The 25127-nt window shown below is 71.8% G+C and carries 25 protein-coding genes, 1 other RNA gene and 1 pseudogene; 17 read left to right on the plus strand and 10 right to left on the minus strand.

All coding sequences use genetic code 11. From position 1 onward, the window contains the following. Position 1: 1 nt before the first annotated feature. The 3 genes from H297_RS0119475 to H297_RS0119490 all read left to right on the plus strand — a co-directional run bounded on the left by H297_RS0119475 (position 2) and on the right by H297_RS0119490 (position 3021). The gene (locus H297_RS0119475; RefSeq protein WP_027738430.1) at positions 2-775 is read left to right on the plus strand and encodes a 2OG-Fe dioxygenase family protein; all 774 of its coding nucleotides are present in this window, start codon (positions 2-4) and stop codon (positions 773-775) included. Between the two features lie 36 nt (positions 776-811). Further along, entirely contained in the window at positions 812-1927 is a 1116-nt protein-coding gene (gene prfB / locus H297_RS0119480) for a peptide chain release factor 2 (RefSeq protein WP_027738431.1), read from the plus strand. Positions 1928-2166: 239 nt separating this feature from the next. Then, on the plus strand, positions 2167-3021 hold the full coding sequence (locus tag H297_RS0119490; protein WP_027738432.1) for an LPXTG cell wall anchor domain-containing protein: 855 nt from the start codon (positions 2167-2169) through the stop codon (positions 3019-3021). A 150-nt stretch (positions 3022-3171) separates the two neighbouring features. On the opposite strand, the gene H297_RS0119495 is transcribed toward H297_RS0119490, so the two are convergent. Further along, positions 3172-3366 (minus strand): hypothetical protein, encoded by a 195-nt coding sequence (locus H297_RS0119495; protein ID WP_027738433.1) that lies wholly within the window; start codon positions 3364-3366, stop codon positions 3172-3174. Positions 3367-3632: 266 nt separating this feature from the next. On the opposite strand from H297_RS0119495, the gene ftsE reads away from it, so the two are divergent. The 8 genes and pseudogenes from ftsE (at position 3633) to H297_RS37295 (ending at position 10869) form a co-directional block, all read left to right on the plus strand. After that, complete coding sequence (gene ftsE / locus H297_RS0119500; protein ID WP_027738434.1) at positions 3633-4322, plus strand: cell division ATP-binding protein FtsE; 690 nt, start codon at positions 3633-3635, stop codon at positions 4320-4322. Positions 4323-4344: 22 nt separating this feature from the next. Further along, the gene (gene ftsX / locus H297_RS0119505) at positions 4345-5256 is read left to right on the plus strand and encodes a permease-like cell division protein FtsX (protein ID WP_027738435.1); all 912 of its coding nucleotides are present in this window, start codon (positions 4345-4347) and stop codon (positions 5254-5256) included. A 68-nt stretch (positions 5257-5324) separates the two neighbouring features. Next, entirely contained in the window at positions 5325-6620 is a 1296-nt protein-coding gene (locus H297_RS0119510; RefSeq protein ID WP_027738436.1) for a S41 family peptidase, read from the plus strand. A gap of 27 nt (positions 6621-6647) precedes the next feature. Beyond that, a complete protein-coding gene (smpB, locus tag H297_RS0119515) occupies positions 6648-7172 on the plus strand; it encodes an SsrA-binding protein SmpB (RefSeq protein ID WP_037794789.1) in 525 nt (174 codons plus the stop codon). 112 nt (positions 7173-7284) lie between these two features. Further along, positions 7285-7657, plus strand: a transfer-messenger RNA (tmRNA) gene (gene ssrA, locus H297_RS40780). 570 nt (positions 7658-8227) lie between these two features. After that, complete coding sequence (locus tag H297_RS37290) at positions 8228-8860, plus strand: GPP34 family phosphoprotein (protein WP_051351997.1); 633 nt, start codon at positions 8228-8230, stop codon at positions 8858-8860. 4 nt (positions 8861-8864) lie between these two features. After that, complete coding sequence (locus H297_RS0119530) at positions 8865-9794, plus strand: oxygenase MpaB family protein (protein ID WP_027738438.1); 930 nt, start codon at positions 8865-8867, stop codon at positions 9792-9794. A gap of 192 nt (positions 9795-9986) precedes the next feature. Continuing rightward, positions 9987-10869, plus strand: a pseudogene (locus H297_RS37295) (IS110 family transposase). A gap of 305 nt (positions 10870-11174) precedes the next feature. Here the strand turns inward: H297_RS37295 and H297_RS0119545 are convergent. Continuing rightward, on the minus strand, positions 11175-12173 hold the full coding sequence (locus H297_RS0119545; protein ID WP_078514339.1) for an EamA family transporter: 999 nt from the start codon (positions 12171-12173) through the stop codon (positions 11175-11177). A 69-nt stretch (positions 12174-12242) separates the two neighbouring features. Between H297_RS0119545 and H297_RS37305 the strand changes: the two genes are divergently transcribed. Continuing rightward, the gene (locus H297_RS37305; protein WP_078514322.1) at positions 12243-13178 is read left to right on the plus strand and encodes a LysR family transcriptional regulator; all 936 of its coding nucleotides are present in this window, start codon (positions 12243-12245) and stop codon (positions 13176-13178) included. A gap of 8 nt (positions 13179-13186) precedes the next feature. Here the strand turns inward: H297_RS37305 and H297_RS0119555 are convergent, their stop codons facing one another. After that, positions 13187-14017, minus strand: a complete 831-nt coding sequence (locus tag H297_RS0119555) for a class I SAM-dependent methyltransferase (RefSeq protein WP_027738440.1) — start codon at positions 14015-14017, stop codon at positions 13187-13189. A gap of 99 nt (positions 14018-14116) precedes the next feature. On the opposite strand from H297_RS0119555, the gene H297_RS0119560 reads away from it, so the two are divergent. Next, positions 14117-14701 (plus strand): TetR/AcrR family transcriptional regulator, encoded by a 585-nt coding sequence (locus tag H297_RS0119560; protein WP_027738441.1) that lies wholly within the window; start codon positions 14117-14119, stop codon positions 14699-14701. A gap of 75 nt (positions 14702-14776) precedes the next feature. Here the strand turns inward: H297_RS0119560 and H297_RS0119565 are convergent, their stop codons facing one another. The 4 genes from H297_RS0119565 to H297_RS0119575 all read right to left on the minus strand — a co-directional run bounded on the left by H297_RS0119565 (position 14777) and on the right by H297_RS0119575 (position 17373). Next, positions 14777-15706, minus strand: a complete 930-nt coding sequence (locus H297_RS0119565; protein WP_027738442.1) for a serine hydrolase — start codon at positions 15704-15706, stop codon at positions 14777-14779. Positions 15707-16022: 316 nt separating this feature from the next. Beyond that, positions 16023-16274 carry a DUF397 domain-containing protein gene (locus H297_RS37310; RefSeq protein ID WP_037794732.1) on the minus strand — a complete coding sequence of 84 codons (252 nt, stop codon included), beginning with the start codon at positions 16272-16274 and terminating at the stop codon, positions 16023-16025. Between the two features lie 8 nt (positions 16275-16282). Beyond that, entirely contained in the window at positions 16283-16555 is a 273-nt protein-coding gene (locus H297_RS37315; RefSeq protein ID WP_051351999.1) for a DUF397 domain-containing protein, read from the minus strand. Continuing rightward, complete coding sequence (locus H297_RS0119575; RefSeq protein ID WP_027738443.1) at positions 16552-17373, minus strand: Scr1 family TA system antitoxin-like transcriptional regulator; 822 nt, start codon at positions 17371-17373, stop codon at positions 16552-16554. The genes H297_RS37315 and H297_RS0119575 overlap by 4 nt, the downstream gene beginning before the upstream one ends. 112 nt (positions 17374-17485) lie before the next feature. On the opposite strand from H297_RS0119575, the gene H297_RS37320 reads away from it, so the two are divergent. Then, positions 17486-17923: an ATP-binding protein gene (locus H297_RS37320; protein WP_037794733.1), complete on the plus strand. Its 438-nt coding sequence runs from the start codon at positions 17486-17488 to the stop codon at positions 17921-17923. Between the two features lie 97 nt (positions 17924-18020). On the opposite strand, the gene H297_RS0119585 is transcribed toward H297_RS37320, so the two are convergent. From H297_RS0119585 to H297_RS40365, 3 genes are all read right to left on the minus strand, one after another. Further along, entirely contained in the window at positions 18021-18458 is a 438-nt protein-coding gene (locus H297_RS0119585; RefSeq protein WP_027738444.1) for a VOC family protein, read from the minus strand. An 83-nt stretch (positions 18459-18541) separates the two neighbouring features. After that, positions 18542-20176, minus strand: coding sequence for an FAD-dependent oxidoreductase (locus H297_RS0119590; protein ID WP_051352000.1), 1635 nt, complete (start codon positions 20174-20176; stop codon positions 18542-18544). After that, positions 20173-20643, minus strand: a complete 471-nt coding sequence (locus H297_RS40365) for a MarR family transcriptional regulator (RefSeq protein WP_051352001.1) — start codon at positions 20641-20643, stop codon at positions 20173-20175. The genes H297_RS0119590 and H297_RS40365 overlap by 4 nt, the downstream gene beginning before the upstream one ends. Before the next feature lie 136 nt (positions 20644-20779). Between H297_RS40365 and H297_RS0119600 the strand changes: the two genes are divergently transcribed. The 3 genes from H297_RS0119600 (at position 20780) to H297_RS0119610 (ending at position 25008) form a co-directional block, all read left to right on the plus strand. Further along, entirely contained in the window at positions 20780-21553 is a 774-nt protein-coding gene (locus H297_RS0119600; RefSeq protein ID WP_486589579.1) for an SDR family NAD(P)-dependent oxidoreductase, read from the plus strand. A gap of 90 nt (positions 21554-21643) precedes the next feature. Next, complete coding sequence (locus tag H297_RS37330) at positions 21644-22507, plus strand: hypothetical protein (RefSeq protein ID WP_158693710.1); 864 nt, start codon at positions 21644-21646, stop codon at positions 22505-22507. A gap of 101 nt (positions 22508-22608) precedes the next feature. Next, positions 22609-25008: a UvrD-helicase domain-containing protein gene (locus H297_RS0119610; protein WP_027738447.1), complete on the plus strand. Its 2400-nt coding sequence runs from the start codon at positions 22609-22611 to the stop codon at positions 25006-25008. Positions 25009-25127 lie beyond the last annotated feature (119 nt).

Below are 25127 nucleotides of genomic sequence, written 5' to 3' on the forward strand. Positions count from 1 at the left end.
CATGGAGGACATAGCGGGTGCTCAGACGGTGAAGAGCGCGGGCGAGGTCGCCGAGGCCCGGCAGGCACTGCTGTCCGAACGGACCTACCTGATGCCGCCGGCTGCCGTCTCGCGCTGCGTGGCCGCCGATCCACAGGACTGGCGCCACTTCGCGTCCCACTGGGAGGACCTGCTGGTGGACGCGTACGCGGTCCGGCACGGCACCCACCGCCTGCGCCGGTACGGGCACTTCCTGCTGGACCGCGGCGGGTCTCTGCGCCCCCTGCCGCACCCGGCTTTCGAGCAGCCCGAGCAGACCAACCCGCTGCACGTCGGCGAGGCCCGCCACTTCGCACCGCTGACCGACGCCTTCGTGGCCGACCCGCTGTTCAAGTCGCTGATCAGGACGCTCGGCCAAATCGCCACCTGCCTGCACGACGCCGACGAGTGGAGCGTCAAGGTGCACCCCTTCCGGACCGTCGCCTCCGCCGACAGCGACGGGCAGCCCGCCCCGGAGGGCCGGCACCGCGACGGCGTCACCCTGGTGACCTCCCTGGTGGTCGACAGGCAGAACGCGGTGGGCGGCATGAGCACCGTCTACCAGCCCGACGGGACCCAGGTGCTGGCCGCCACGCTGCACGAGCGCGGCACCCTGCTGCTCGGCGACGACCGCGCCACCCTGCACGAGGTGGACCCGATCCGCCCGGCGGACGCCACCCGTCCGGCGCGCCGGGACGTGCTGGTGACCACACTGACCGCACACCGGAACGCGGAGCGTGACGCCCAAGTGGGCTAAGGCCCAGGGTGGCGGCTTGCGGTTAGGGTGGGGAGCGTGGCAGTCGTCGATGTATCCGAAGAGCTGAAGTCCCTCTCCTCCACCATGGAGTCGATCGAGGCCGTCCTTGACCTGGACACGATGCGGTCCGATCTGGCCGCACTCGAGGAGCAGGCGGCGGCACCGGACCTGTGGGACGACGTCGAGCGCGCACAGCAGGTGACCAGCCGGCTCTCCTACCTCCAGGGGCAGTTGCGCAAGGTGGAGGAGCTGCGCGGGCGCATCGACGACGTCGGGGTGCTCTTCGAACTGGCCGAGGACGAGGGTGACGCCGACGCGCGCGCCGAGGCCGAGACCGAGCTGGAGTCCGTCCGCAAGAGTGTGGGCGAGCTGGAGGTCCGCACCCTGCTGTCGGGCGAGTACGACCCGCGTGAGGCGGTCGTCAGCGTCCGGGCGGAGGCGGGCGGCGTGGACGCCGCCGACTTCGCCGAGCAGCTTCTGCGCATGTACCTGCGCTGGGCGGAGCGGCGCGGCTACCCCACCGAGGTGTTCGACACCTCCTACGCGGAGGAGGCGGGCATCAAGTCCGCGACCTTCACCGTGAAGGCCCCCTACGCCTACGGGACGCTCTCCGTGGAGCAGGGCACCCACCGGATGGTGCGGATCTCGCCGTTCGACAACCAGGGCCGCCGCCAGACCTCGTTCGCGGGGGTCGAGGTGCTGCCCGTGGTGGAGCAGGTCGACCACATCGACATTCCGGAGAACGAGCTGCGGATCGACGTCTTCCGGTCGTCGGGACCGGGCGGCCAGTCGGTCAACACCACGGACTCTGCGGTCCGCATGACCCACATCCCCACCGGCATCGTCGTCTCCTGCCAGAACGAGAAGTCGCAGATCCAGAACCGCGCCGCCGCCATGCGCGTCATGCAGGCCCGCCTGCTGGCCCACCGCCGCCAGGAGGAGCAGGCCAAGATGGACGCCCTCAAGGGGGACGGCGGCAACTCCTGGGGCAGCCAGATGCGTTCGTACGTGCTGCACCCCTACCAGATGGTCAAGGACCTGCGCACCGAGCACGAGGTCGGCAACCCCCAGTCCGTGCTCGACGGCGACATCGACGGCTTTCTGGAGGCCGGAATCCGCTGGCGCAAGCAGCAGGAACAGGCGGCGCGCTGACGGTCCGTCGGGCCGTTCATCCGGTCTTCGCTTGACGCGCATGTGAGTGCTGGGGAAAGCTGTTCGCTCGGCATGCCTGTGTCAGGGGCGCGAAGTACGGGGCGGGAAGCGCCCCGGTGACGAACGGCGGCAGCCCGGGGTGGGGATCAACCAGTACGCCTCGACGGCGCGCCCGGTGCTCATGCGCTCCGTGCGCGGCTGCCCCATGGACGAGTACAGCTACTGGGGGTAGTTGGAAGATGAGCAAATCGAAGACGCGGCTGCGGGTCGCGCGGATAGCCGCCGCGACCGTGTTCGCGGCCGGCGCCTCGCTGACCGCGGCGGGTGCCGCGCAGGCGACGGGCATCGGAGGGGACAGCGGTGCCTCCGCCCAGGGCGGAGACGACGGCGGTTTCCTCGGCGGGATCTTCGGCGGCGGCGGCAACGGCGGTGACGACGGCGGAGACGACGGCGGCATCAGCGGCGGTGGCGACGACGGCGGCATCGACGGTGGCGGTGACGACGGTGGCATCAACGGCACCGTCTCCATCGGCGGCAACGACGGCGGTCCCGGCGACAACGGCGGCGACGACGGCGGTCCCGGTGACAACGGCGGCGACGACGGCGGTTCCGGCAACAACGGCGGGAACAACGGCGGCCCCGGTGACAACGGCGGCGACGACGGTGGCTCCGGCAGCAACGGTGGCAACGACGGCGGTTCCAGCAACAACGGTGGCGGCGACGACGGCGGTTCCGGCAGCAACGGCGGGAACAACGGCGGCGGCGACAACGGCGGGAACAGCGGTGGGAACGGCGGGAACAGCGGCGGCAACGGTGGCGGCGAGGAGCCCGCGACCTCCGGTGGCGGCGGTGGCGACGACGACACCTGTGAGCTCGACGGCGACAACGTGAACTGCCAGGGCGGCGGCGCCAACCCGGACAACGGCGGCAGCCAGCCGGTCCAGGACAGCAAGCCGGCCCCGCAGAAGGACGAGCTCGCCGAGACCGGTTCGGCCGAGACGACCTTCCTCCTGGTGGGCGCCGCGACGATGATCGCCGGTGGTATCGGCTTCCGCCTGATGCCCCGCATGGTCAACCGCCGTACCGCGGCCTGACCATCCGTACCGCACTGTAACTGAGCGGTCACACTCCGCGCCGGGTGGGGTGGCCTTCGGGCCACCGCATCCGGCGCGTTGCCGTGTCAGGCACGAACGGAGAGGCCCGGGGCCGGACGAGACGACAGGAAGCGGGCGCCGTACGCGGAGTTACGCGGTCGCGACCTTCTGTGCCACCAGGGCCACCGCTATCAACGTCGCCAGCAGGGCGATCAGCGCGGCGGGGGACAGATGCGCGAGCGGGGACTCGCGGTGCAGGCGCTCGCGGTGGGCGCGGCAGACGGCGCAGCGGCCCTCGCTCACGGGTCCCGCACAGTTGGCACACACCAGTCGGTCGCACGTCATGCGAACTCCTCCTCAGTCGCGCCAACGACACCCGTGTGTGATTCGTTCCCCATGGGTGCTTCACTCCACTCTGCCAGGTGACGGGGGCTCGTGCAGAAACAGGCAGGTGGGGGGCTGGTGCGGGTGGTGCATGCCGGTGCCGCGTGCGCGGCACGCCACGCTTCGCGTATGGTCGCCCACACCGCACCCCGGGCTGACGCCCCAGGTGTCCCAGGGGGCCGCACCGCGGCTTCCGTTGCCCCTACCCAGGCCGACGTGGTGTATCCGTGATCCGATTCGACAGCGTCTCCAAGTCCTATCCCAAGCAGAACCGCCCCGCGCTCCGCGACGTGTCGCTGGAGATCGAACGCGGCGAGTTCGTCTTCCTGGTGGGCTCCTCCGGGTCCGGAAAGTCCACCTTCCTGCGGCTGATCCTGCGCGAGGAGCGCGCCAGCACGGGGCAGGTGCACGTGCTGGGCAAGGATCTGGCGAAGCTGTCCAACTGGAAGGTGCCGCACATGCGGCGTCAGCTCGGCACCGTCTTCCAGGACTTCCGGCTGCTGGGCAACAAGACCGTGGGCGAGAACGTGGCGTTCGCCCTGGAGGTCATCGGAAAGTCCCGCGGCCAGATCCGCAAGACGGTGCCCGAAGTCCTCGACCTCGTCGGCCTGGGCGGCAAGGAGGAGCGGATGCCGGGGGAGCTGTCGGGTGGTGAGCAGCAGCGGGTGGCCATCGCGCGGGCGTTCGCCAACCGGCCCATGCTGCTGATCGCCGACGAGCCGACGGGCAACCTGGACCCGCAGACCTCCGTCGGCATCATGAAGTTGCTCGACCGCATCAACCGCACGGGGACCACCGTGGTGATGGCCACCCACGACCAGCAGATCGTCGACCAGATGCGCAAGCGCGTTGTCGAGCTGGAGACGGGTCGTCTCGTGCGCGACCAGTCGCGCGGCGTCTACGGATACCAGCACTGAGGAAAGCTGAGGAAAGGACGCCATGCGCGCCCAGTTCGTACTGTCGGAGATCAGCGTCGGTCTCCGTCGCAATCTCACGATGACCTTCGCGGTGATCGTCTCCGTCGCCCTGTCGCTCGCGCTGGCGGGTGGCTCCCTGCTCGCACGTGAGCAGGTGAGCACGATGAAGGGGTTCTGGTACGACAAGGTCCAGGTCTCCATCTACCTGTGCAACAAGAACGACGCCTCGTCGGACCCCAACTGCGACAAGGGCGCCGTCACGGCGCAGCAGAAGCAGGAGATCAAGAACGACCTCGACAAGCTCGACGTCGTCGAGAAGATCTACCACGAGTCCGCGGACCAGGCGTACAAGCACTACAAGCAGGACTTCAAGGACTCGCCGCTGGCCGACTCGTTGACGCCGGACCAGATGCAGGAGTCCTACCGGGTCAAGCTGAAGGATCCGACGAAGTACCAGGTCCTCCAGACGGCGTTCTCCGGCAGAGCGGGCGTCCAGGAGGTGCAGGACCAGCGCAGCCTGCTGGAGAACATCTTCAACCTTTTGAACGGCATGAACATCGCCGCCCTGTGCGTGATGGCGCTGATGCTGGTGGTGGCACTGCTGCTGATCGTCAACACGGTGCGGGTCTCGGCGTTCAGCCGCCGCCGGGAGACCGGCATCATGCGGCTGGTCGGCGCCTCCAGCTTCTACATCCAGATGCCGTTCATCCTGGAGGCGGCCATCGCGGGCCTGATCGGGGCCGGGTTCGCCTGCGTGCTGCTGGTGCTCGGCAAGTACTTCCTGATCAACAACTGGCTCCAGCAGAAGATCCTGCTGATCAACTTCATCGGCTGGGACGCAGTCATCAAGGTGCTGCCGTTCATCCTCGCGGTGGGGGTGCTGGTGCCCGCGGCAGCAGCGTTCATCACGTTGCGCAAGTACCTGAAGGTGTGACACAGGACGCGGGGTGCCCTCGGCGCAACCGCCCGTACGGCGCCCCGCACTGTCCTACACTCCGGACCATGCCAGGCTCGTGGTTCCTCGATACGCGCCCGCGCCGGCCGCGGCGCGGGGCCCTGACAGTGGTCTTCGCCGGCGTACTGGCGACCGGCGCCGCCACCGGGGCCTTCGGCGGTGAGCTGACCGCCCTCGGCTCGTCCGCACCCGCGGCGCACGGCGCGGGGGGCGCGGCCCACGCCGCCGCCGACGGCAAGCCCCGTCCGCTCCGCGACCCCCGGGAGGCGTCGGCGCTCCGGGAGCGCGCGGACGACGCCGACGCGGACGCCGTCGTCAGCCGCAGCGGCGACCGCTGGTCCGCGGCCTACACGGCCCGCGAGTACGAGGGGCTGCGCCGCTCCCTGGACGGCACCTACGTGGGCGTCGGCATCTCCGTACGCCAGACCCGTGCCACACCCGCCGCCGGCGAACGGCACGGGAAGCGGCACGGGAAGCGGCACGGTGGGCGGCACGGCCAGGTGGTCGAGGTGGACCGGGTGCAACCGGGCAGCCCCGCCGACGACGCCGGGGTACGCGCCGGTGACCGGCTGCGCTCGGTGTCCGGACGCAGCGTGAGCGGCAAGCCGGTGACGGCTGTGGTGGCCCTGCTGCGCGGCTCCGATGCCGGCTCCCCGACGGGCGCCGCCGCGGCCGGCACCCACGTCACCCTGCACCTGACGCGCGACGGGCGGGAGCTGACCCGCACCCTGCGGCGTGCGGAGCTGACGGCGGAGTCGGTGCGCGTCGAACGGCTGGGCGGCAAGGCCACCCGTATCAAGGTCGGTGCCTTCACCCGCGGGTCCGGTGCCCGCGTCCGCGAGGCCGTGCGCGAGCGGGTGCCCGCCGACGGCGGCATCGTCCTCGACCTGCGCGGCAACGCCGGCGGCCTGGTCGACGAGGCCGTCACCGCGGCCTCCGCCTTCCTCGACGGCGGGCTCGTGGCCACCTACGACGAGCACGGCACCCAGCACGCCCTGTACGCCGAGCGGGACCGCGCCGGCGGCGTCGACGTGGAGCGGCACCCCGTCGTCGTCCTGGTCGACGGGGGGACGATGAGCGCCGCCGAGCTGCTGACCGGGGCGCTCCAGGACCGGGGCCGTGCCGTCGTCGTCGGTGCCCGCACCTTCGGCAAGGGTTCGGTCCAGCTGCCGGAGCACCAGTCCGACGGCTCCGTCGCGGAACTGACGGTTGGTCATTACACGACTCCATCGGGTCGCGACGTGGAGGGCCACGGCCTGGCACCCGACCTCACCGTCCGTGACGCGGACGCCTCCACCGAGCGGGCCAGGACAGTATTGAGTGGCCTCGAAGCCCGGTCCTAATGGGAGAATGGCCGGGCTATGGCGAAGATGAAGACGCAACGGACCAAGGCCAAGGCCAAGAGCAAGGACGACAAGGACGCCCGGAAGCTCGTCGCGCAGAACAAGAAGGCGCGCCACGACTACGTGGTGCTCGACACGTACGAGTGCGGCATCGCGCTGACCGGCACCGAGGTCAAGTCCCTGCGCCAGGGCCGCGCCTCCCTCGTCGACGGCTTCGCCCAGGTCGACGGCGGCGAGGTCTGGCTGCACAATGTGCACATCCCGGAGTACGCGCAGGGCACGTGGACCAACCACGCCGCCCGCCGCAAGCGGAAGCTGCTGCTGCACCGTGCGGAGATCGACAAGCTGACGGGCAAGCTCCAGGAGACGGGGCTCACCCTCGTCCCGCTCCAGCTCTACTTCTACCGCGGCCGGGCCAAGGTGGAGATCGCCCTCGCGCGGGGCAAGAAGGAGTACGACAAGCGGCAGACGCTCCGCGAGAAGCAGGACCGCCGGGAGGCCGAGCGCGCGGTGTCCGCCGCCCGGCGCCGGCAGCGCAGCATGGCCGGGTGACCCGGGGAAGCGGGGAATACGCCGGGGTGCCAAATGGTTGGCACAGGTGCGCACGGGTCACGTACCATGGGCGTCAGCCCCCGAGGCGGGGCAGAGTTTGTCAACTCAACATGGGGATGATCGGTTTCGACAGCGAACGTCGAAGCAGGGGAAGCGAGCCGAGGAACGCGGCAATGATCTCGTTAACCACGTGCCGCAAAAAAATAATCGCCAACACCAAGCGCGATTCCTTCGCCCTCGCTGCCTGAGCAGCGACCTGCGAAGTGTCAGCCCGGGGTAGTTCCCGCCCCGGTTCCTGGCATCAGCTAAGGGAACTCACCGCATAGGTCCGGTCACGGGGTCTATCGGGACATCACACAGTGACTGGGCCCGTCGGAGACTTGTCCGCGTGATCTCCGGGGCCGAGAAAATCGCAGCGGACTGCGCTCGGAGAAGCCCTGTTTCCACTTCGTTGGACGCGGGTTCGATTCCCGCCATCTCCACGGAGGCGAGAGGCGAGGTGTGCCCACGGTGTGCGTGGGCCGCCTCGCCTTCGTCGTTTTTGCGCGGCTGCGCCGCGCGTTGCGGGGGCTTTGCCACCCGCACCCCCTTCTCGGCGGTGTGGGGCGAAGGTTTCGGTGTGCGTGCCGCCGGTGGCGTGGGGGTTGGTCCCTCATCCGGGGTGGTGGTGTGCCCACGGTGTGCGTGGGCCGCCTCGCCTTCGTCGTTTTTGCGCGGCTGCGCCGCGCGTTGCGGGGGCTTTGCCACCCGCACCCCCTTCTCGGCGGTGTGGGGCGAAGGTTTCGGTATGCGTGCCCCCCGGTGGCGTGGGGGTTGGTCCCTTACGCGGGGTGGTGGCGTGCTCACGGTGTGCGTGGGCTGCCTCGCCTTCGTCGTTTTTGCGCGGCTGCGGTGCGGGTGGCGGGGGCTTCGCCACCCGCACCCCCCTTTCCGGCCGCGTGGGGTGGGGGCTTCGGCGGCCGTGCCCCTTCTCGGCTGCCAGGGCGGGCAGCTCTTGTCCGTTGGTCGGGGTTCCGGGTGTCGGTGGGGCGTGCTGTCATGGGGAGATGGATGGGATGCCGGACAGTTTGCCGAGGCGGCTCTTCCTGGTGGCGTGTGACGCCGAGAGGGAGGTGCTCACCCGGGGTGACGGGCTGCGGTACGCCGTCACGGCGGGTGCGCTGGCCGAGCTGGAGGTGCGGGGCTTCCTCAAGGACGACAGAGGGAAGGCCCGCCCTGTCGGTAGCCGGCGCACGGGCGATCCCGTGCTGGACGCGGTGCTGCGCCGCATCGAGGGGTACTGGCGGCCCCGCCGGTGGCGAGCCCTCGTGTCCAAGGAGCGCCAGGAGACGTGTCAGGCGGTGGAGGAGGATCTGACCAGGTCGGGGCTTGTCTCGATCCGGTCCAGGCCACTGCGCCGCAAGCAGGTCACCGTGCGGGACGGGCAGCTGCCCGGTGCGCTGCGCGCGGAGGCCGTCACCACCCTGACGGGCAGCGAGCCGGTCGACACCGTCGAGCCGTCCCGCGCCGCGCTGGCCTCTTTCGCGGCGCTCGCGCGCCTCTGTCCGGAGCTGGGCTGGGGCGTACGGCACCGCAACCGCCGCCGCCTCAAGGAACTGACCGCCCGGGCCGGTGCTGCGGGCCCCGCGTTGAAGAAGGCGCTCGACGCCCGGCAGGCGGCTGCCAACGGTGCCGCTGCGGGGAGCTGAGGCCATGGCCGGGCGCGGTCTTCCCGAACCTCTGGGTCCCGATTCGCTGACCTGGCGGTACTTCGGGGACTGGCGCGGCGTGCTGCTGGCTCCCTGGGCAGGGGCGATGCAGAACATGCATCCGCAGTTGGGCGCGGGGGTCGCCGAGCACTCGCGGTTCTTCGAGGAGCGCTGGCAGCGGCTGTTCCGTTCGCTCTACCCCATCGGGGGTGTCGTCTACGACGGGCCGCGTGCGGCCCGCACGGCACGGCAGGTGCGGGGGTACCACGACACGATCAAGGGCGTCGACCGGCACGGCCGCCCGTACCACGCTCTCGACCCGGACACGTTCTACTGGGCGCACGCGACGTTCTTCGTCCTCACCCTGCTGGTGGCCGACCGGCTCGGCCCGGGACTGACGGAGGCGGAGAAACGGCAGCTCTTCGACGAGCATGTGCAGTGGTGGCGGATGTACGGGATGAGCATGCGTCCCGTCCCGGCCACCTGGGAGGACTTCCGTTCGTACTGGGAGCACATGGCGGCGGAGGTGCTGGAGGACAACCGGCCCACCCGGGACGTGCTGGACATGGCGGAGCTGGCCCGGCCCCCGGCGCTGCGGCTGCTTCCCGAGGTGGTGTGGCGGCGGGTGCGCAGGGTGCAGGCGCGGGCGTTCGTGTGGTTCACCGTCGGGTTCTTCCCGGCGGCCGTGCGGCGTCGGCTGGGCTACACCTGGACGGTGCGGGACGAGCGCAGGCTGCGCCGTCTCGGGCGGCTGATCCACCGGTGCTGGCGTCTGGTGCCGCCTGCCCGCCGCTATCACCCCAGGGCCTGTGCGGGCTGGGAGCGCGCCGGTGGTGTGCGCCCCGCGTCCGCGCCCCCGGTCGAGACGCCACCCCGCAATCTGCCGCCGCCCGCGCAGCGTGACCTGCCGCAGCACTATGCGCCCCGCGGGTGACGGGGCCACGCCGCCGGCCGTCCGGGTGTCCGTGCAGGACAGGGCCGGGTCGGAGCGGGTGCCCGCCCGCGCTGGAGAGGGAGCTGGCGGGGAGAGGCCGTACGTCGGCGGGGGCCCGCGAACCCCGGGCGATCCGGAACCGCCGAGTGGGCGTCCTGCGGCCGGGCGTTGTCCGCGGGGCGCGGCGTCCGGATGGCGGCACCGTTGCCGAGGTCCGCTGACACCGAAGTCGTGGGCGTCTTCCTCGGCCTGGACGTCGGCAGGAGTGCTCATCACGGCCATGGGCTGACCGGTCGGCAAGAAGGTCCTCGACAAGCAGCTGCCCAACAGCGAGCCGAAACTGCGGGCCGTCTTCGACAAGCTGACCGCGAAGTGCGGCACCGTCCTGGTCATCGTGGACCAGCCCGCCTCCATCGGCGCCCTCCCGCTCACGGTCGCCCGGGATGCCGGCTGCCAGGTCGCCTACCTGCCCGGCCTGGCCGTGCGCCGGATCCCCGACCTGTATCCGGGCGAGGCCAAGACCGACGCCGTGATCGCGGACGCGGCCCGCACCATGCCGTACACCCTGCGCTCGCTGGAGCTCACCGACGAGACCACCGCCGAGCTGACCGTGCTCGTCGGCTTCGCCCAGGACCTCGCGGCCGAGGCCACTTGCACCTCCAACCGGATACGCGGCCTGCTCACCCAGTTCCACCCCAGCCTGGAGCGCGTCCTCGGGCCGCGTCTGGACCACCCCGCCGTAACCCGGCTGCTGGAACGCCACGGCTCCCCGGCGGCGCTGCGGAAAGCCGGTCGCCGCAGACTCGTCGAGGTGATTCGGCCCGGGGCCCAGCGCATGGCCGCCCGGCTGATCGACGACATCTTCGACGCCCTCGATGAACAGGCCGTCATCGTCCTTCGCCGCCCTGCATGACCCCGACTCCCGCACCTGTTACGACAAATGCCGGGCGGCACGCGGGAAAACCCACATGCAAGCCCTCTTCCGCCTCGCCCGCCACCGCATCAGCGTGCTCTGCGTCGTGCTCCGCGACGCACCTTCGACGAACCACGCACCCCCGAACCAGCCGTCGCATGACCAACTCGGGCTTGACGACGGACGTGGAAGCCCTCCACCCGGCCATTACCCAGGCACCCCCCGCAGGAGCTTGACAGAAGCCCCGGCCCCGGAGCGCCGGGCCGTCAGGGCGGCTGCCGCACCACGCGTAAGGGCTGCCGCGCCGGTCATGGGCGCCGCACCGACCACGGGTGTCGTACCGACCACGGGTGCGGCACCGGCCATGGGTGCAGCACCGGCCACGGGTGCGGCACCGGCCACGGGTGCAGCACCGGCGACGGGTGCAGCACCGGCCACCGGTGCCCCGCCGACCGCGGCCTCGGTGCTCACCGCTTGCTCGTCCGTACCGCGCCCGCACTCGCCGCGACCACCAGGGCGATCGCGGCGCACTGCAACAGCGACAGCCCTTGGTCCAGCACCAGGTACCCGGCCAGCGCGGCGACGGCCGGCGCCAGGCTCGTCAGTACCGCGAACGTGGCGGCGGGGAGGCGGCGCAGGGCGAGCAGTTCCAGGGTGTAGGGCACGCCCGAGGACAGCACCGCGATGGCCAGACCCAGCAGGAGCACGCCCGGTTCGAGGAGCCTCGTACCGGACGAGGCGATCCCCAGCGGGAGGCTGACGAGTGCGGCGACGGTCATGGCGACGGTCAGCGCGTCCAGCCGGGGAAACCGGGCCCCGGCGCGGGCGTTGAGGACGATGTACGCCGCCCACATCGCCCCGGCAGCCAGCGCGAAGGCCACGCCGGGGACGGTGAGCTGGTCGTAGCCGCCGCGGCCCAGCAGGAAGACCCCGGCCAGGGCGAGGGCCGCCCACAGCAGGCTGCCGGCCCGTCGGGAGGCGACGGCGGACAGGAGCAGGGGGCCGAGCACTTCGAGGGTGACGGCAGGACCCAGCGGGATGTGGGCGATGGCCTGGTAGAAGAGGATGTTCATGCCGCCGAGGGCCAGACCGAAGCCGCCGGCCACGGCCCAGTCGCTGCGGGTGTGGCCGCGCAGCCGGGGGCGGGTGACGACCAGCAGCAGGACCGCGGCGAGCGCCACCCGCAGGGCGACGGTGCCCAGCGCCCCGGCCCTGGGGAAGAGCAGCGCGGCACAGGCGGACCCGAACTGGACGGACAGCGTCCCGGCCAGGACGAGGCCGACACCGGCCAGGCTGCCGCGCCCGGCACCCCCGCGGACGGGAACGGGGACGGCATCAGGCGCGGACCCGGATCCGGACGCGGACGCAACCGGCGGGCCGGACGCAACGGGTGCCGGGCACGCGGGGACGGGTGAGGCGGACGCAGGTGAGGCGTGGTCCGAGGAGGCGCGGGCCGCAGAGGTCATGGTCTGCACGCTAGAGAGCCGGGAACCGGGCGTGAAATGCCGATTCCGCAGCGGTTATGCTTGGCAGGCATGACCATCGAGCTGCGCCATCTGCGGGCCTTCCTCGCCATCGCAGAGGAGGGCAACGTCACCCGGGCCGCCGCCCGCCTCCACGTGGGGCAGCCCGCTCTCTCCCGTACGCTGCGGCAGATCGAGCGCCACCTCGGTGCGCGGCTCGTCGACCGCTCCACGCACCACCTCGAACTGACCGCCGCGGGGCGCCTGTTCCACGACAAGGCCGCCGTGGCCCTGGCGGGGGTGGACGCCGCCCTCGACCCCCGCGGTCTGAGGTCCTGGCCGCTCCGCGTCGGCCACACCTGGGCGGCGCTGGGCGACCACACCGTGCCGCTGCTGCGCCGTTGGGACGAGACGTACCCGGACATCCCGCTGGAACTGCGCCGCATCGACGAGGCCACCGCGGGGCTCGCCCAGGGCACGGTGGACGCCGCCCTGCTGCGCGGCACCGTCACCGGCTCCGGGCTCGCCACCAGGGTGCTGCTCAGGGAGCGGCGGGTGGGGGTCGTGTCGGCGGACAGTCCGCTGGCGTCGCTGTCGCAGGTCACCCTGGCGGACCTCGCCGCCTACCCGCTGGCCGTCAACACCGTTTCCGGGACGACGACTCCGGACCTGTGGCCGCCGACGGCCCGTCCCGCCTCCACCGTCGAGGTGACCAACACAGACGAGTGGCTCGTCGCGATCGCGGCGGGCCGCGCCATGGGGGTCTCCACGACCGCCACGCCGCGCAACCACACCCATCCCTCGCTGGTGTACCGCCCGCTGGTGGACGCCCCGGCCGTACCCGTCGTCCTCGCCTGGCGCGAGGGCCCGGGACACCCGGCCGTTCCGGACCTGGTGACCATGGCACGCGAGGTCGTCGGGGACGGCGGAGCGGACGCCGGTGACCGCGCCACCGGCGGACACGCCGGTCGTACGACGGGTGGGCACGGCGGACGGGGCGGAGCGTAGGGCCGGTTTCACCCGGTCCGGTCGTGTCCCGCCCGCCTGGCCGTGAGGACGAGGGAGGTGTACGGCATGGTGAAGGCGCCGCCCAGAGCGTCGATGGCGGCACCGGTCGCGGCCTGGAGCTCCGTCATCGTGGCGGCGGGGATGCGGCCCGCCAGTCCGCTGGTCGGCAGAAGTTCGAGCCACTCGTCACGCGTGTAGGTCCGCTGCCAGTCGAACCGCCACTCCTCCGCCTCGTCGAACGTGCCGGTCTGCCGTATTCCGTCGGCCGCAGCGCGCAGCGGGGCGGAGCCGCTGAGTGCGGACGGGCTCCAGGGGTTGAACGGGGCGTCGGGCAGGACCCGGCAGTAGGCCGCGTGGAACGCCTCCGCCACGTCGGCAGACGGCTGGAAGACGTTCCAGAACAGGGCGAGCCGCCCGGCCGGGTGCAGCAGGCGGGCCGCCTTGACCGCTCCCGCGACCGGGTCCACCCAGTGCCAGGCCTGTCCCGCCACGACAGTGTCGAAAGTGCGCCCGTCCGGGTCCCAGTCCTCGAACGAGGCGACCTCCGTCTCCAGTCCGGCGCTGCGCGCGTACGCGGCCATGCGCGCATCGACGTCGACGCCCAGCACCCGGCAGCCCGCCGCCTGGAACTGGCGGGCGGCGATACCGGTTCCGCAGCCGACGTCGAGGACGTCGGGCCCCGGGCTTCCGGCGGCGATGCGCTGCACGAGAGCGTCCGGATAGCGGGGCCTGGCGCGGTCGTAGCGTGCCGCGTCCGAGCCGAACGACTCGGCCATGCTGCGTTCCTGGTGGGACGCGGGCTCGGGTGTCCGCGCGCCGTCCGGCGCTGAAGTGGGCATGTGCCCACTGTAGTGGGCGTACGCCCACTCGACAAGGCGAGGACCCCGAGCAGGGCGATAGATTGGGCACCCGCCCATTCATGGAGGGAAGGGGGACCGGTGCCGACGGGAGTGCACCTCCGCGACGTACGCGGCCAGCTCTTCGACGCCGCCGAGCGCGTGCTGCTCCGCGAGGGGCCGAGCGCCCTCACCAGCCGCGCCGTCACCACGGAAGCCGGCTGCGCCAAGGGCGTGCTGCACCGGCACTTCGCGGACTTCGACGCGTTCCTCGCCGCCCTGGTGCTCGACCGCACCGCTCGGCTCGACGAGCAGTCCCGCGCCCTGTGCGACGCGGCGGGGACCGGCACGGTCGCCGGTAACCTCACCGACGCGCTGACAACTCTCTTCCGGTCCGTGGCCGTCGCCCTGGTCGGGCTCGTCATCTCCCGCGACGGGCTGCGCGCCAGGCTGCGCGCGGCCCGCCCCACGGGTGTGCCGCTGCTCGCCGAGGCCGCCGCGATGGTCGCGGCCTATCTCGACGCCGAACGAAAGCTGGGCCGCGTGCCGGCCGACGCCGACGTCGACGTTTTGGCCCCCACCCTGATCGGCGCCGCGCACCTGCTGTTCGCGGACCGCACCGGCGCCCCGCCGGACGCGGACGCGGTCCGCCGGGCGGTCACCGCGGTGCTCCCGGCCGCCCCGTAGCAACGACTCGGCCCCTGGCGCAGGAGCATCCTGCCAGGGGCCGAGGCGAAGAGGGAGGCTGTCAGCCGCGGACTGTCAGTCGCGCTCCTTCTTGGCGGACTTGTCCAGGTCGAGGTCCTTCGCGTCGTCCGCGCCGAAGCCGTAGTCCAGCATCTTCCCGGCGTCTTCGTAGCGCTTCTTGCTGTTGAGCACGGTGCCGACGAGGTGCTTGTCACCGCGGTCGGCCGCGAAGACCAGGCACTCGCCCGCCTTGGACGTCGTACCGGTCTTGACGCCGACGACGCCGTCGTACTCGCCGAGCAGCTTGTTGGTGGTGGTCCAGGTGTAGTAACGGGTGTGGCCGTTGGCCGCCGGCGCCTCGGTCTCGTACTTCTTGGTCTTGACGACCTTGCGGAAGGTCGCGTTCTGCATGGCGTGCTCCGCCAGCTTCGCCAGGTTGCTCGGCGTGCTGGTGTCCTCGGCCGACGAACCGTCGAAGGTCGTGTACGTCGTCCGGGTCAGGCGCAGCTCGTCGGCCTTGTCGTTCATCTTCTCCACGAAGGAGTCCACCCGGTCCTTCGAGGTGGACCCGTCGCCGAGGGTGTCGGCCAACGCGTAGGCGGCGTCCGCTCCCGAGGGCAGCAGCGAGGCGTAGAGGAGCTGGTGGAGGGAGACCTTGTCGCCGGTCTGGAGGTCCGCCGTGCTGGTGTGGTTGTCCTCGACGTAGTCGCGGTACGCCTGCTTGACGGGAACCTTCTGGTCGAGGTCCACGTTCTTGTCGTCGAGCACCACGGAGGCGACCATGATCTTCGTCGTGCTCGCCATCGGAAGGGCCTTGTCCGCGCTCTTGTCCATGAGCGACTCGCCGCTTCCGGTGTCCACCAGGGTGGCGCCCTTGGCGGCCACCGTCGGCGGCGGGTCGTCGGAGGTCACGGCCGACGCGACCAGCGGGGTGGCGGCGAGCAGGGCGCCGCCGCCGGCAACGCCTGCGATGACCTTGTAAAGGGTGCGGTTTCTGGCAGTCATGTGGGGGTGCTCCGCTTCTGCGTAACGATCGTCAACTGCGCTGCCGTCGCGCTCCGTGCGGGGGGAGCGCGGTACGGCGCGCAAAGCTCGGTCTAGTACCACGGACGCGGGGACGGATCGGTTCACCGCGCTCCTCCGGAGCGCCGGGATCACCGGCCCGTCCGGTCGCGAACCCTGGAGCTTCACCGGGTCGCGTATAAGATCAGATGCCGAGCGGCACGAAAAGGTTCACCGGGTCGGGAACTTTTTTGCGAAGCGTTGTGATCTGCGGTCCGGCACCTGCGAGTCGCGGAGTGCGCCCCCAACCGGTGGGGGCTCAGCCCTCCGTCACCGCGTACGCCGTGAAGTCCGCCCAAGCGGTGGGGGTGAGGGCGAGTGCGGGGCCGGTGGGGTTCTTGGAGTCCCGGATGTGTACGGCGTGGGGGCAGGTGGCGACCTCCACGCAGGCGCCTCCTTCGCTGGCGCTGTGGCTGGATTTGTGCCAGGTGTAGGCGGCTTCGAGGCAGTTGCCGCCTTCGGTCCCGCTGTAGCTGGATTTGAACCACGTGGAGTTCTCGACCGGTGCCATGTCTCTGCTTATTGCCTCTCGGTCGCCGCGTATGCCGTGAAGTTGGCCCAGGCAGTGGGGGTGAGGGCGAGTGCGGGGCCGGTGGGGTTTTTGGAGTCTCGGATGTGCACGGCGTGGGGGCAGGTGGCGACCTCGACGCAGGCGCCTCCTTCGCTGGCGCTGTGGCTGGATTTGTGCCAGGTGTAGGCCGCTTCTAGGCAGGCGCCGCCCTGCTCGCTGCTGTAGCTGGACTTGAACCACGCCAGGTCATCGGTGCCGGGTGTGGACTGTACGTTCTTCATGCCTCTCCTAGCAGTCGGTCCAGCAGGCTTCTCGACTCCTCGGTATTGAGAGCCTGCGTTCGCAGCATCGCATATTGCCGCGTCATGCTGCTGACTTCATCCGGTTCGGAGACAAGCATGCTGCCTCGCGGTGTTTCCATGTACGACAGGTGCTCATGGTCAGGAGTCTCCAACAAGATGAACGGGCCAGAGAGCGCCGCATGGCTCTCGCGCCCCAGCGGCATGACCTGAATCGACAGCCCCGGGAGGTCCGCGTCCCGCCGGAGGCGCCGCAGTTGCTCTCGCCGCACGGCGTCGCCACCGAGGCGGTCGAGCAGTACGGCCTCGGAGATGACGAAGCTGGCGGAGGGCGGAGTCTTCCGCTGGAGCACCTTTTGCCGCTCCATGCGCGCGGCCACCTGGAGTTCGAGTTCGTCCGCGTCCAGGGGCGGCTCCTTGCTGCGGAAGACCGCGCGGGCGTACCCCTCGGTCTGCAGGAGCCCGGGCAGCACTTGGTTCTCGAACCAGTCGATGGCCAAGGCGTCCCGCTCCCGGTCGATGAACTCTTCCGCCCACAGCGGGTACTTGTCCATCTCCGGGAGGTTGGCGACGGCCACCAGGAGGGAGCCGTCGGTCTCCAGGAGGGCGTCCAGCCGCGCAGCGAGATCGCTCTTGAGGGGGCGTCGGCCCTGTTCGATGGAGGCGATCGTCTCCTCGTCGACACACAGGGCCGTGGCCAGGTCCCGCTGGGTGAAGCCGCGAGCGCGGCGGTAGTTGGCCAGAAGCTGACCGACCATCTTCATCGCGGACGCGTTCTTCTGACGCTTTTTCTGAGGCATGCCGGTGTCTCTCCCCAACCCACGCCCGGTTGAGCTGATGCGGGAGCCGTACAACGGAGCCGTACGACCTCGACCACTGGTGAGCGTATCCACGCAGGGACACGGTTCTCCCATGAACCGGGAAACACATCTGCCTCATTTCCGTGAGCACTTCTACCGCAGGGAGCGCCGTTCCATTCCACGTTCTCGCGCATTTGTGCGGGAAGCTCTCACCGCGTGGGGCGTCGCTCGCGAACGGTTGGACGACGTGGTCCTCTGCGTCAGCGAGATGGCGACCAACGCGCTGCTGCACGGCGTACCGCCGGGGCGGGGTTACCGCGTCATGGTCTGGCTCGACCATGACGGCCTGCTCCGGGTCGAGGTGCACGACAGCGGCGGAGGCGCACCCCGTGTCGCGCGCGTGGACGACGACGCGGAGTCGGGCCGCGGACTGGTGCTGGTGGACGCGCTGGCGGACAAGTGGGGCGTGGGGGAGCGGAACCCGGGAAAGGTGGTGTGGGCGGAGTTCACCGACTGCTGCACGGGTGCGGACTCCCCCGGCTCGCGGTAGCGGCGGAACCCGGTGGTGCCCAGGCGTCAGGGGCCGAAGGTGAGCGGGTCTCCGAGCTCACCGCAGTACGAGGTGAGGCCGGTCGGTCGATCGGCCGTCAGTTCTTCTTCAGTTCCTCGGCGAGCATCACGATGATGCCGCTGGGGCCGCGGACGTACGTGAGCTTGTAGACGTCCTCGTAGGTCGCCACGCCGCGCAGCGGACGGCATCCGTGCCGTGCGGCTGTCTCCAGGGCCTTGTCGATGTCGTCGACCGAGAAGGCGACGCGATGCATGCCGATCTCGTTGGGGAGAGTGGGGTCCGACTCGATCGCTTCGGGGTGGACGTAATCGAAGAGTTCGAGGCGGCCGTGCCCGTCCGGCGTCTGGAGCATCGCGACGTCGGCATGGTTGCCGTCGAGGCCGACGGCGGTGTCGGTCCACTCGCCGCTGACGGTGTCACGGCCGACGACCGTGAGGCCGAGGTCGGTGAAGAAGGAGATCGTTGCTTCGAGGTCGCGCACGGCGATGCCGACGTTCTCCAGCTTGATGGCCATGCGCGGCATGCTACCGAGCCGAGCCGCTCGGGCCCTCGTTGTCCACCGGTGTGCGGGGGAAAGAGCCTCCGACGGTGCCGAGGTCACCGGGCCCCGGGGTGGAGTACGGCCCGGACGGCTCTCCGGACGCTGGGGACGGGGTCGGCCGGATTCCCGGGGGCGCGCCAGGCGACGGCGTGGTCGGGGCGGATCAGGACGCCGTCGCAGTGGGGCCCCGCGTAGATGTCTTCCCACCTGCGCCGATAGCGGGCGTCGATGTCGTCCGCAGCGAGGGTGCGGACGCGGACCCCGGGGACCGGGGTGGTGCATAGCGCTGCCGCGGTGGCGCTGTCGGAGCCCGCGACGAAGGTGAACCCCACCGGGTCGAGCAGGTCCAGTGTGCTGTCCGCTGCCGCGCCGGGGACCAGCGCCACATGCGGGGCGCGGGTGCCGGGCTCGCCGCTCGGCTCGGCCGGGTCCTCCACCGGGGCGGCGTCTGCGGCGTCGTCCGTCGGCGCGGCACCGGGGGCGGGGTAGCGGAAGCCGAGGGCCAGCGTGGTGGCGTCGATCTGTTCGACAGGCGCGGGTTGCCCGGGTGTCTTACGGGAGCGCAGCAGCGCCTGGGCGACGGTCAGGGCCGCCAGGGGTGCCCGTTCGCTCTGGTAGGTGTCCAGCAGGGCCGCCGAGGCGTCGCCACGGCAGACGGCGGCCAGTTTCCAGGCCAGGTTGTGTGCGTCGTGGACCCCGGTGTTCCCGCCGAAGCCGCCGTACGGCGGCATCTGGTGGGCCGCGTCACCGGCCAGGAAGATACGGCCGTGGCGCAGGCGTTCGGCGGTGTACGCCCCGGTGGTCCAGGTCAGGACGCTCTCCAGGTCCGGCGTGAGGTGGGGCAGCCCGGTGGCGGCGCGGACGACGGGGACGAGCAGGCGGGTCAGGTCCGCGGGGTCCTCCGCGTCCCAGCCGGGCCGCAGGTGGGTGCCCAACTGCCACGTTCTCTCGTCCTCGTCCCCGCGGGCGAAGAGGAAGGCACCGGCGTCGCGGGCCATCAGCGCGTCCACCCGGCGACCGCGCACCGCGGCCCGGAGGTCGGCGCGGAAGAGCACGCTGACCGCCGTGCCGGGGACCGGCTCGCCGTCCAGCCCGATGCCCACCTGCGTGCGGATGCCGCTGCGGGCGCCGTCGCACGCGACGAGGAAGCGCGCGCGGACGGATTCCGTCCCGTCGTGCGGGCCGTGCAGCCGTGCGGTGACACCGTCGCCGTCCTGCGCCACGTCGGTGACCCGGGTGCCGAACCGCACGTCCGCGCCGAGGGCGGCAGCGCGCTCCCGCAGGATCGGCTCGATCCGCTGCTGGTCGCAGGAATACGGCCCCACGGGGCTCACGCCCTGGTCGGCCACCGTCTCCTCCGGCGGCTCGATCCACGACTCGTGGGCGCCGGCGAGGTTGTCGGCCACCACGAAACCGGCGCTCGGCTCCCCGGCGGCACGAATGGCCTGCTCCACGCCGAGGGCGCGGTACAGCTCCATGGACCTGGCGTTGATCAGGCGCGCCTTCGGGTGGCGGGAGGTCTCCTCGTGCCGCTCCGCGAGCAGCACCTCCACCCCTTGCCGGGCGAGGAACGCACCGGCCGCCAGACCGACCAGCCCGCCGCCGACGACCAGCACGTCGCACTCCCCGGCCCGGCCCCCGGCTGCAAGGTGCCCCCGCCGGCTGCCGCCGCCCACCGGTTCCGCCGTCATGTCCCGCTCCGCGTCCAAGGGTTCGCCTTCCGCGTCCGGGGCGGGCCTTCGGGGAGGTCGGCGGCCAGGGCGGAGACCAGGCGGCTCAGTTGGGCCGCGAAGGTGTCGATCTCTTCCTCGTCCCAGTCCGCCAGCAGCCGGGAGAAGTCCGCCGACACCTGCTTCCGGAACTCCGTTCGGGCGCGCGTTCCCTGCTCGGTCAGCTCCACCGCGTACGAGCGCCCGTCCGCCGCGTTCCCGACCCGGCGCACCAGCCCGTCCTCCATGAGGTCCGCCACCGCGCGCGTGATCGACTGCGCCGGTACCTGAAGCTCCTTGGCCGCCTGCGAGGGGCGTACCGGCGCCTGCGCGGCCAGGTTGAGCAGCCCCAGGGCCACCGGCCCCAGGGGCGAACGAGCTGCCGCCCGCCGTTGGAGCTGCGCGGCCCTGTGCAGCTCCCTGACGATCAGCCATGTCGAGTCGCCCACTTTATTTCCTTCCACGCAGGAACTATATGCCATCGCACCGTGCCGCCGGCGCGCGGGCCGAACGCCCGGCCTCGTCGGGGACTGGGCACTGGGGAACCGAGGGGTGGCCGGGCGTGGAACAGGCTTTACTCATGGCATGACTGAGAGGCATGGAATGCTGGCCGGCAAGGCCGTAATGATCACGGGAGCATCGAGCGGGATCGGTGAGGCGGCCGCTCGCCTGTTCGCTGCCGAGGGGGCGGCGGTCCTGCTGATGGCGCGCCGCGAGGGCGCGCTGAGGCAACTCGCCCGGGAGATAGCCGGGACCGGCGGCCGGGCCGAGATCAGTACGGGCGACGTCGCGGTCGCCGAGGACGTGCAGCGCGCCGTGGACGCGACGCGCGAGCACTTCGGCGCGCTGGACGCCGCCTTCAACAACGCGGGCTTCGTCGGCGACGACCTGTCGCCCCTGCACGAGCTCGACCAGGCTCTCTTCGACCGCATGATGGACGTGAACGTGGGGGGCACCTGGAACTGCCTGCGCTCCCAGATCCCCGTGATGCTCGAAGCCGGGAAGGGCGCGATCGTCAACACGTCGAGCACCGCGGCCATGGTGGCCACCGGGGCGCCCGTCCCCTATGTCGCCGCCAAGCACGCGGTGCTCGGTATGACCAGGGCCGCCGCAGCCGAGTACGCCGCGCACAACATCCGCATCAACACCCTGGTCGTCGGCACCACGCGCACGGACATGATCAACGAAGTGGTCGAAGCCCGGCCGGAGTTGGAGGAGGCCTTCGTCGCCCGGCAGATGCAGAAGCGCATGGCCGAACCGGTCGAGATAGCCGAGGCGGCCCTGTGGCTGTGCAGCGACCGTGCCTCGTTCTCCACCGGGTCGGCACTGGCCGTGGACGGCGGGCTGACGTCGAACTGACGCCCCCGCACGCCGAAGGCAGGTCGGCGGCGGTGCCCCTTAGACTCTCCTGCCGATCATGATGCGGGCACCGCACGAAGGGGGAACTGCGTGGCCAGGAACGGCGGTTACGGTGGCGGCGGACGGCGGTACGTACCACCGCAGGGCGGGTACCGCGCCGCCGGAGGGCCGCCGCCCGGTCGGGGTGCGCCCCCGTACGGTCACGGCCCTCCCGGGGCTCCAGCCCCACCCGGGCCGCCGCCCCGTCCGCCGCGGCGCAAGCTCGCCCGCCCGCAGAACGCGGCGCGGGCCGTCTTCCACCCGCCGTGGATACCCGAACCGGTCGACCCGTTGGTCGAGGGACTGAAACGGATCCGCGTCGTCGCCGGAATGGTGACGGCGCTGGGCGTCTACACCGTCGTGGCGGGCGGCTTCTCCATGGACGAGGCGCTGGAGAACGTGGTGGTCGCCTCGCTGGTGCTGCTCGTCGTCACACCGCTGACCGTCGGCGCACTGCTGCTGGTCTGGCGCAGCAGCGGCCCGCTCCGGCCGCTGCGGGGCCCGCTGTGGGGGGCGCTCAACCTGCTGCTCCGCTTCGTGGCGACCGTGCTGCTGACGTTCACCGTGATGCGCGCGGCACCCGGCACCGGACTGTTCGTCCTCGTCCTGGGCCCGCTGGGCCTGTGGCTCATGGTGTTCCTGGGCTGCGCGGCCGTACGGCTGAACGCCAACTTCTTCGGCACCGGAGCCGTGCACCGCGCACTGCCGCCGCTGCTGGCCTCGGTGACGGCGTGGCTGACGGCCGTCCCCGACCTGGTCACGGGCGACCTGCACGGGCTGAGCCTGACCCTCGGTGTCGTCTTCGTCCTCGGCGCCCCGGTGACGGTGACGGCGCTCAGCCTGCTGGAGACCCACCGGCTGCGCCGCCACTACGGCATCCGGCTGCGGGCCCATCCGCTCGCGTCCTCCGTGTGAGGGGGGCGGCAGCGCGTCCGGAGCCCTGTCGGGCGGGCCCGGCGGGGTGGAATCGCGTACGGTTGACGGCTGCCCTAGGAACGCAGAAGGGGGCCGCCGCGTTGAACGCGCAGCACGAAGCGGAACCTGAGACGGTCCGCGACCGCGAGATCCACGCGGAGCAGGTCCATCTCGACCGGGTGTACCGGCGCCTGGTGGAGAAGATCCACGAGGCCGAGTTCCTCATGGAGGACGCCTCCAAACGCGCCCAGGTCGGCACGCCGGGCGCGCTGGCCGAGCGGGACGCGCAGGTTTTCCACGCCAGTGTCCACCTCAACCGTCTCAACAGCGAGTTCGAGGACTTCCTCTTCGGCCGTGTCGACCTGCTGGAGGGCAAGACGGGCGAGCGCGGCCCCGACGGTGCGTACACCTCCGTGGAGCCCGCCGACGGGGCTGTCCGCGAGGAGCCGGCGGGCAGCGGCTCCGGACCGGACGGACCGGGGGATCAGGGCGGGCCGGACGGCGGGCGGGTCGAGGTCGCCGACATCGCCGAGACGCTGCACATCGGCCGCCTCGGCGTCCTCGACGCCGACTACGCGCCGCTGGTCATCGACTGGCGGGCCCCCGCCGCCGCTCCCTTCTACCGCGCCACCCCCGTCGCCCCCGGCCGGGTCGTACGCCGCCGCGTCATCCGCAGCAAGGGCCGCCGCGTGCACAGCGTCGAGGACGACCTGCTGCTGCCCGAGGTGCGGGCCCGGCTGAACGGGGAACCGCTCGCCGTCGTCGGCGACGGCGCGTTGATGGCCGCCCTCGGCCAGGCCCGCGGGCACGCCATGCGCGACATCGTCGCCTCCATCCAGGCCGAGCAGGACGAGGTGATCCGCGCCCCCGCCGCCTCCGTCACCGAGGTCGAGGGCGGCCCCGGCACCGGCAAGACCGCCGTGGCCCTGCACCGTGCCGCCTACCTGCTCTACCAGGACAGACGGCGCTACGCGGGCGGCATCCTCATCGTCTCGCCGACCCCGCTGCTGGTCTCCTACACGGAGGGGGTGCTGCCGTCCCTGGGCGAGGAGGGCCAGGTCGCCATCCGGGCGCTCGGCTCCCTCGCCGAGGAGACGGCCGGCGCCGTGGCCACCACGTACGACCCTCAGCGGGTCGCCCGGATCAAGGGCTCGGCACGCATGGTGAAGGTGCTGCGCAAGGCCGCCCGCGGGGCGCTCGACATGGGGCTGCGCACGCCCGTGCCCGAGCGGTTGCGTGTGGTCGTGTCGGGGGCGCGCGTCGAACTGGACGCCACCGAACTCGCCGCTGTGCGCCGTCAGGTACTCGGCGGCACCGCCCCCGTCAACCTGATGCGGCCACGGGCGCGCAAACTGCTGCTGGACGCCCTGTGGGAGAAGTCCGGCGCCCGCCGCCGCTACGCCGATCTCGCCGCCGACCCCGAACTGGCCGCCGAGGCCCGCGCCGGCTTCGACGAGGACGTCGCGGGCGAGGACACGTTCGGTGCCTTCCTCGACGCCTGGTGGCCCGAGCTGAGCCCCCGCGAGGTACTCGGAGCCATGACCGACGAGCACCGGCTCGCCCGCTGGGCCCGCCGGGTGCTGCGGCCCGGCGAGGTCCGCACCCTCGCCAAGGCGCTGGCCGCGCGGCTGACCCGGAACGGTGAGGGCGAACTGTCCGCCCACGACGTCGCCCTCCTCGACGAGTTGCGCACCCTGCTGGGCGTGCCCGCCCGTCCCAGGAAGCGCGAGGTCGACCCGCTCGACCAGCTCACCGGGCTGGAGGAGCTGACCACCGCGGCCGACCGCGACGCCGGCGCCCGGCAGCGGGGGAGTGCGGCTGGAGAACGTACCGAGTACGCGCACGTCATCGTCGACGAGGCACAGGACCTCACCCCCATGCAGTGGCGGATGGTGGGGCGCCGGGGCCGCCACGCGACCTGGACGATCGTCGGCGACCCCGCCCAGTCCTCCTGGACCGACCCCGACGAGGCCGCCGCGGCCCGCGACGAGGCCCTCGGCAAGCGGCCCCGCCGCCGCTTCGAGCTGACCGTCAACTACCGCAACCCCGCCGAGCTGGCCGTCCTCGCCGACCGGGTGCTGGCGCTGGCCATGCCCGGCAGCACACCGCCGCGCGCCGTGCGCTCCACCGGGATCGAACCCGGGTTCGCCGTCGCCGGTGACGACCTGGGTGCCTCGGTCCGCGCCGCCGCCGAGCGGCTGCTGGGGGAGGTCGAGGGCACCGTGGGCGTCGTCGTCGCCATGGCCCTGCGCGACGAGGCCCGCGAGTGGTTCGCGGGCCTCGGAGAACGGGTGGTCGCCCTCGGCAGCCTGGAGGCCAAGGGCCTGGAGTACGACGCCACGCTCGTCGTCTCGCCCGCCCGGATCGCGGACGAGTCCCCCGCCGGGCTGCGCACCCTGTACGTCGCCCTCACCCGCGCCACCCAGCGCCTGGAGATCCTCAGCACCCCCGAAGACCTCCCCGATGCCGCCGGCATCCCCGACATCCTCCGCCCCGACTGACCCCGCCACCCCGCCGGGCCCGATGGCGCGGGGCCCCGGGCGGGGCAGTGGAAGGGGACCGTGAGGGGTGAGCCGTCACACCCGGGGCCGTGCGGTGCAGGTGCGAGCGGGGGTTCAAG

This window comes from Streptomyces sp. CNT360 (assembly GCF_000424785.1).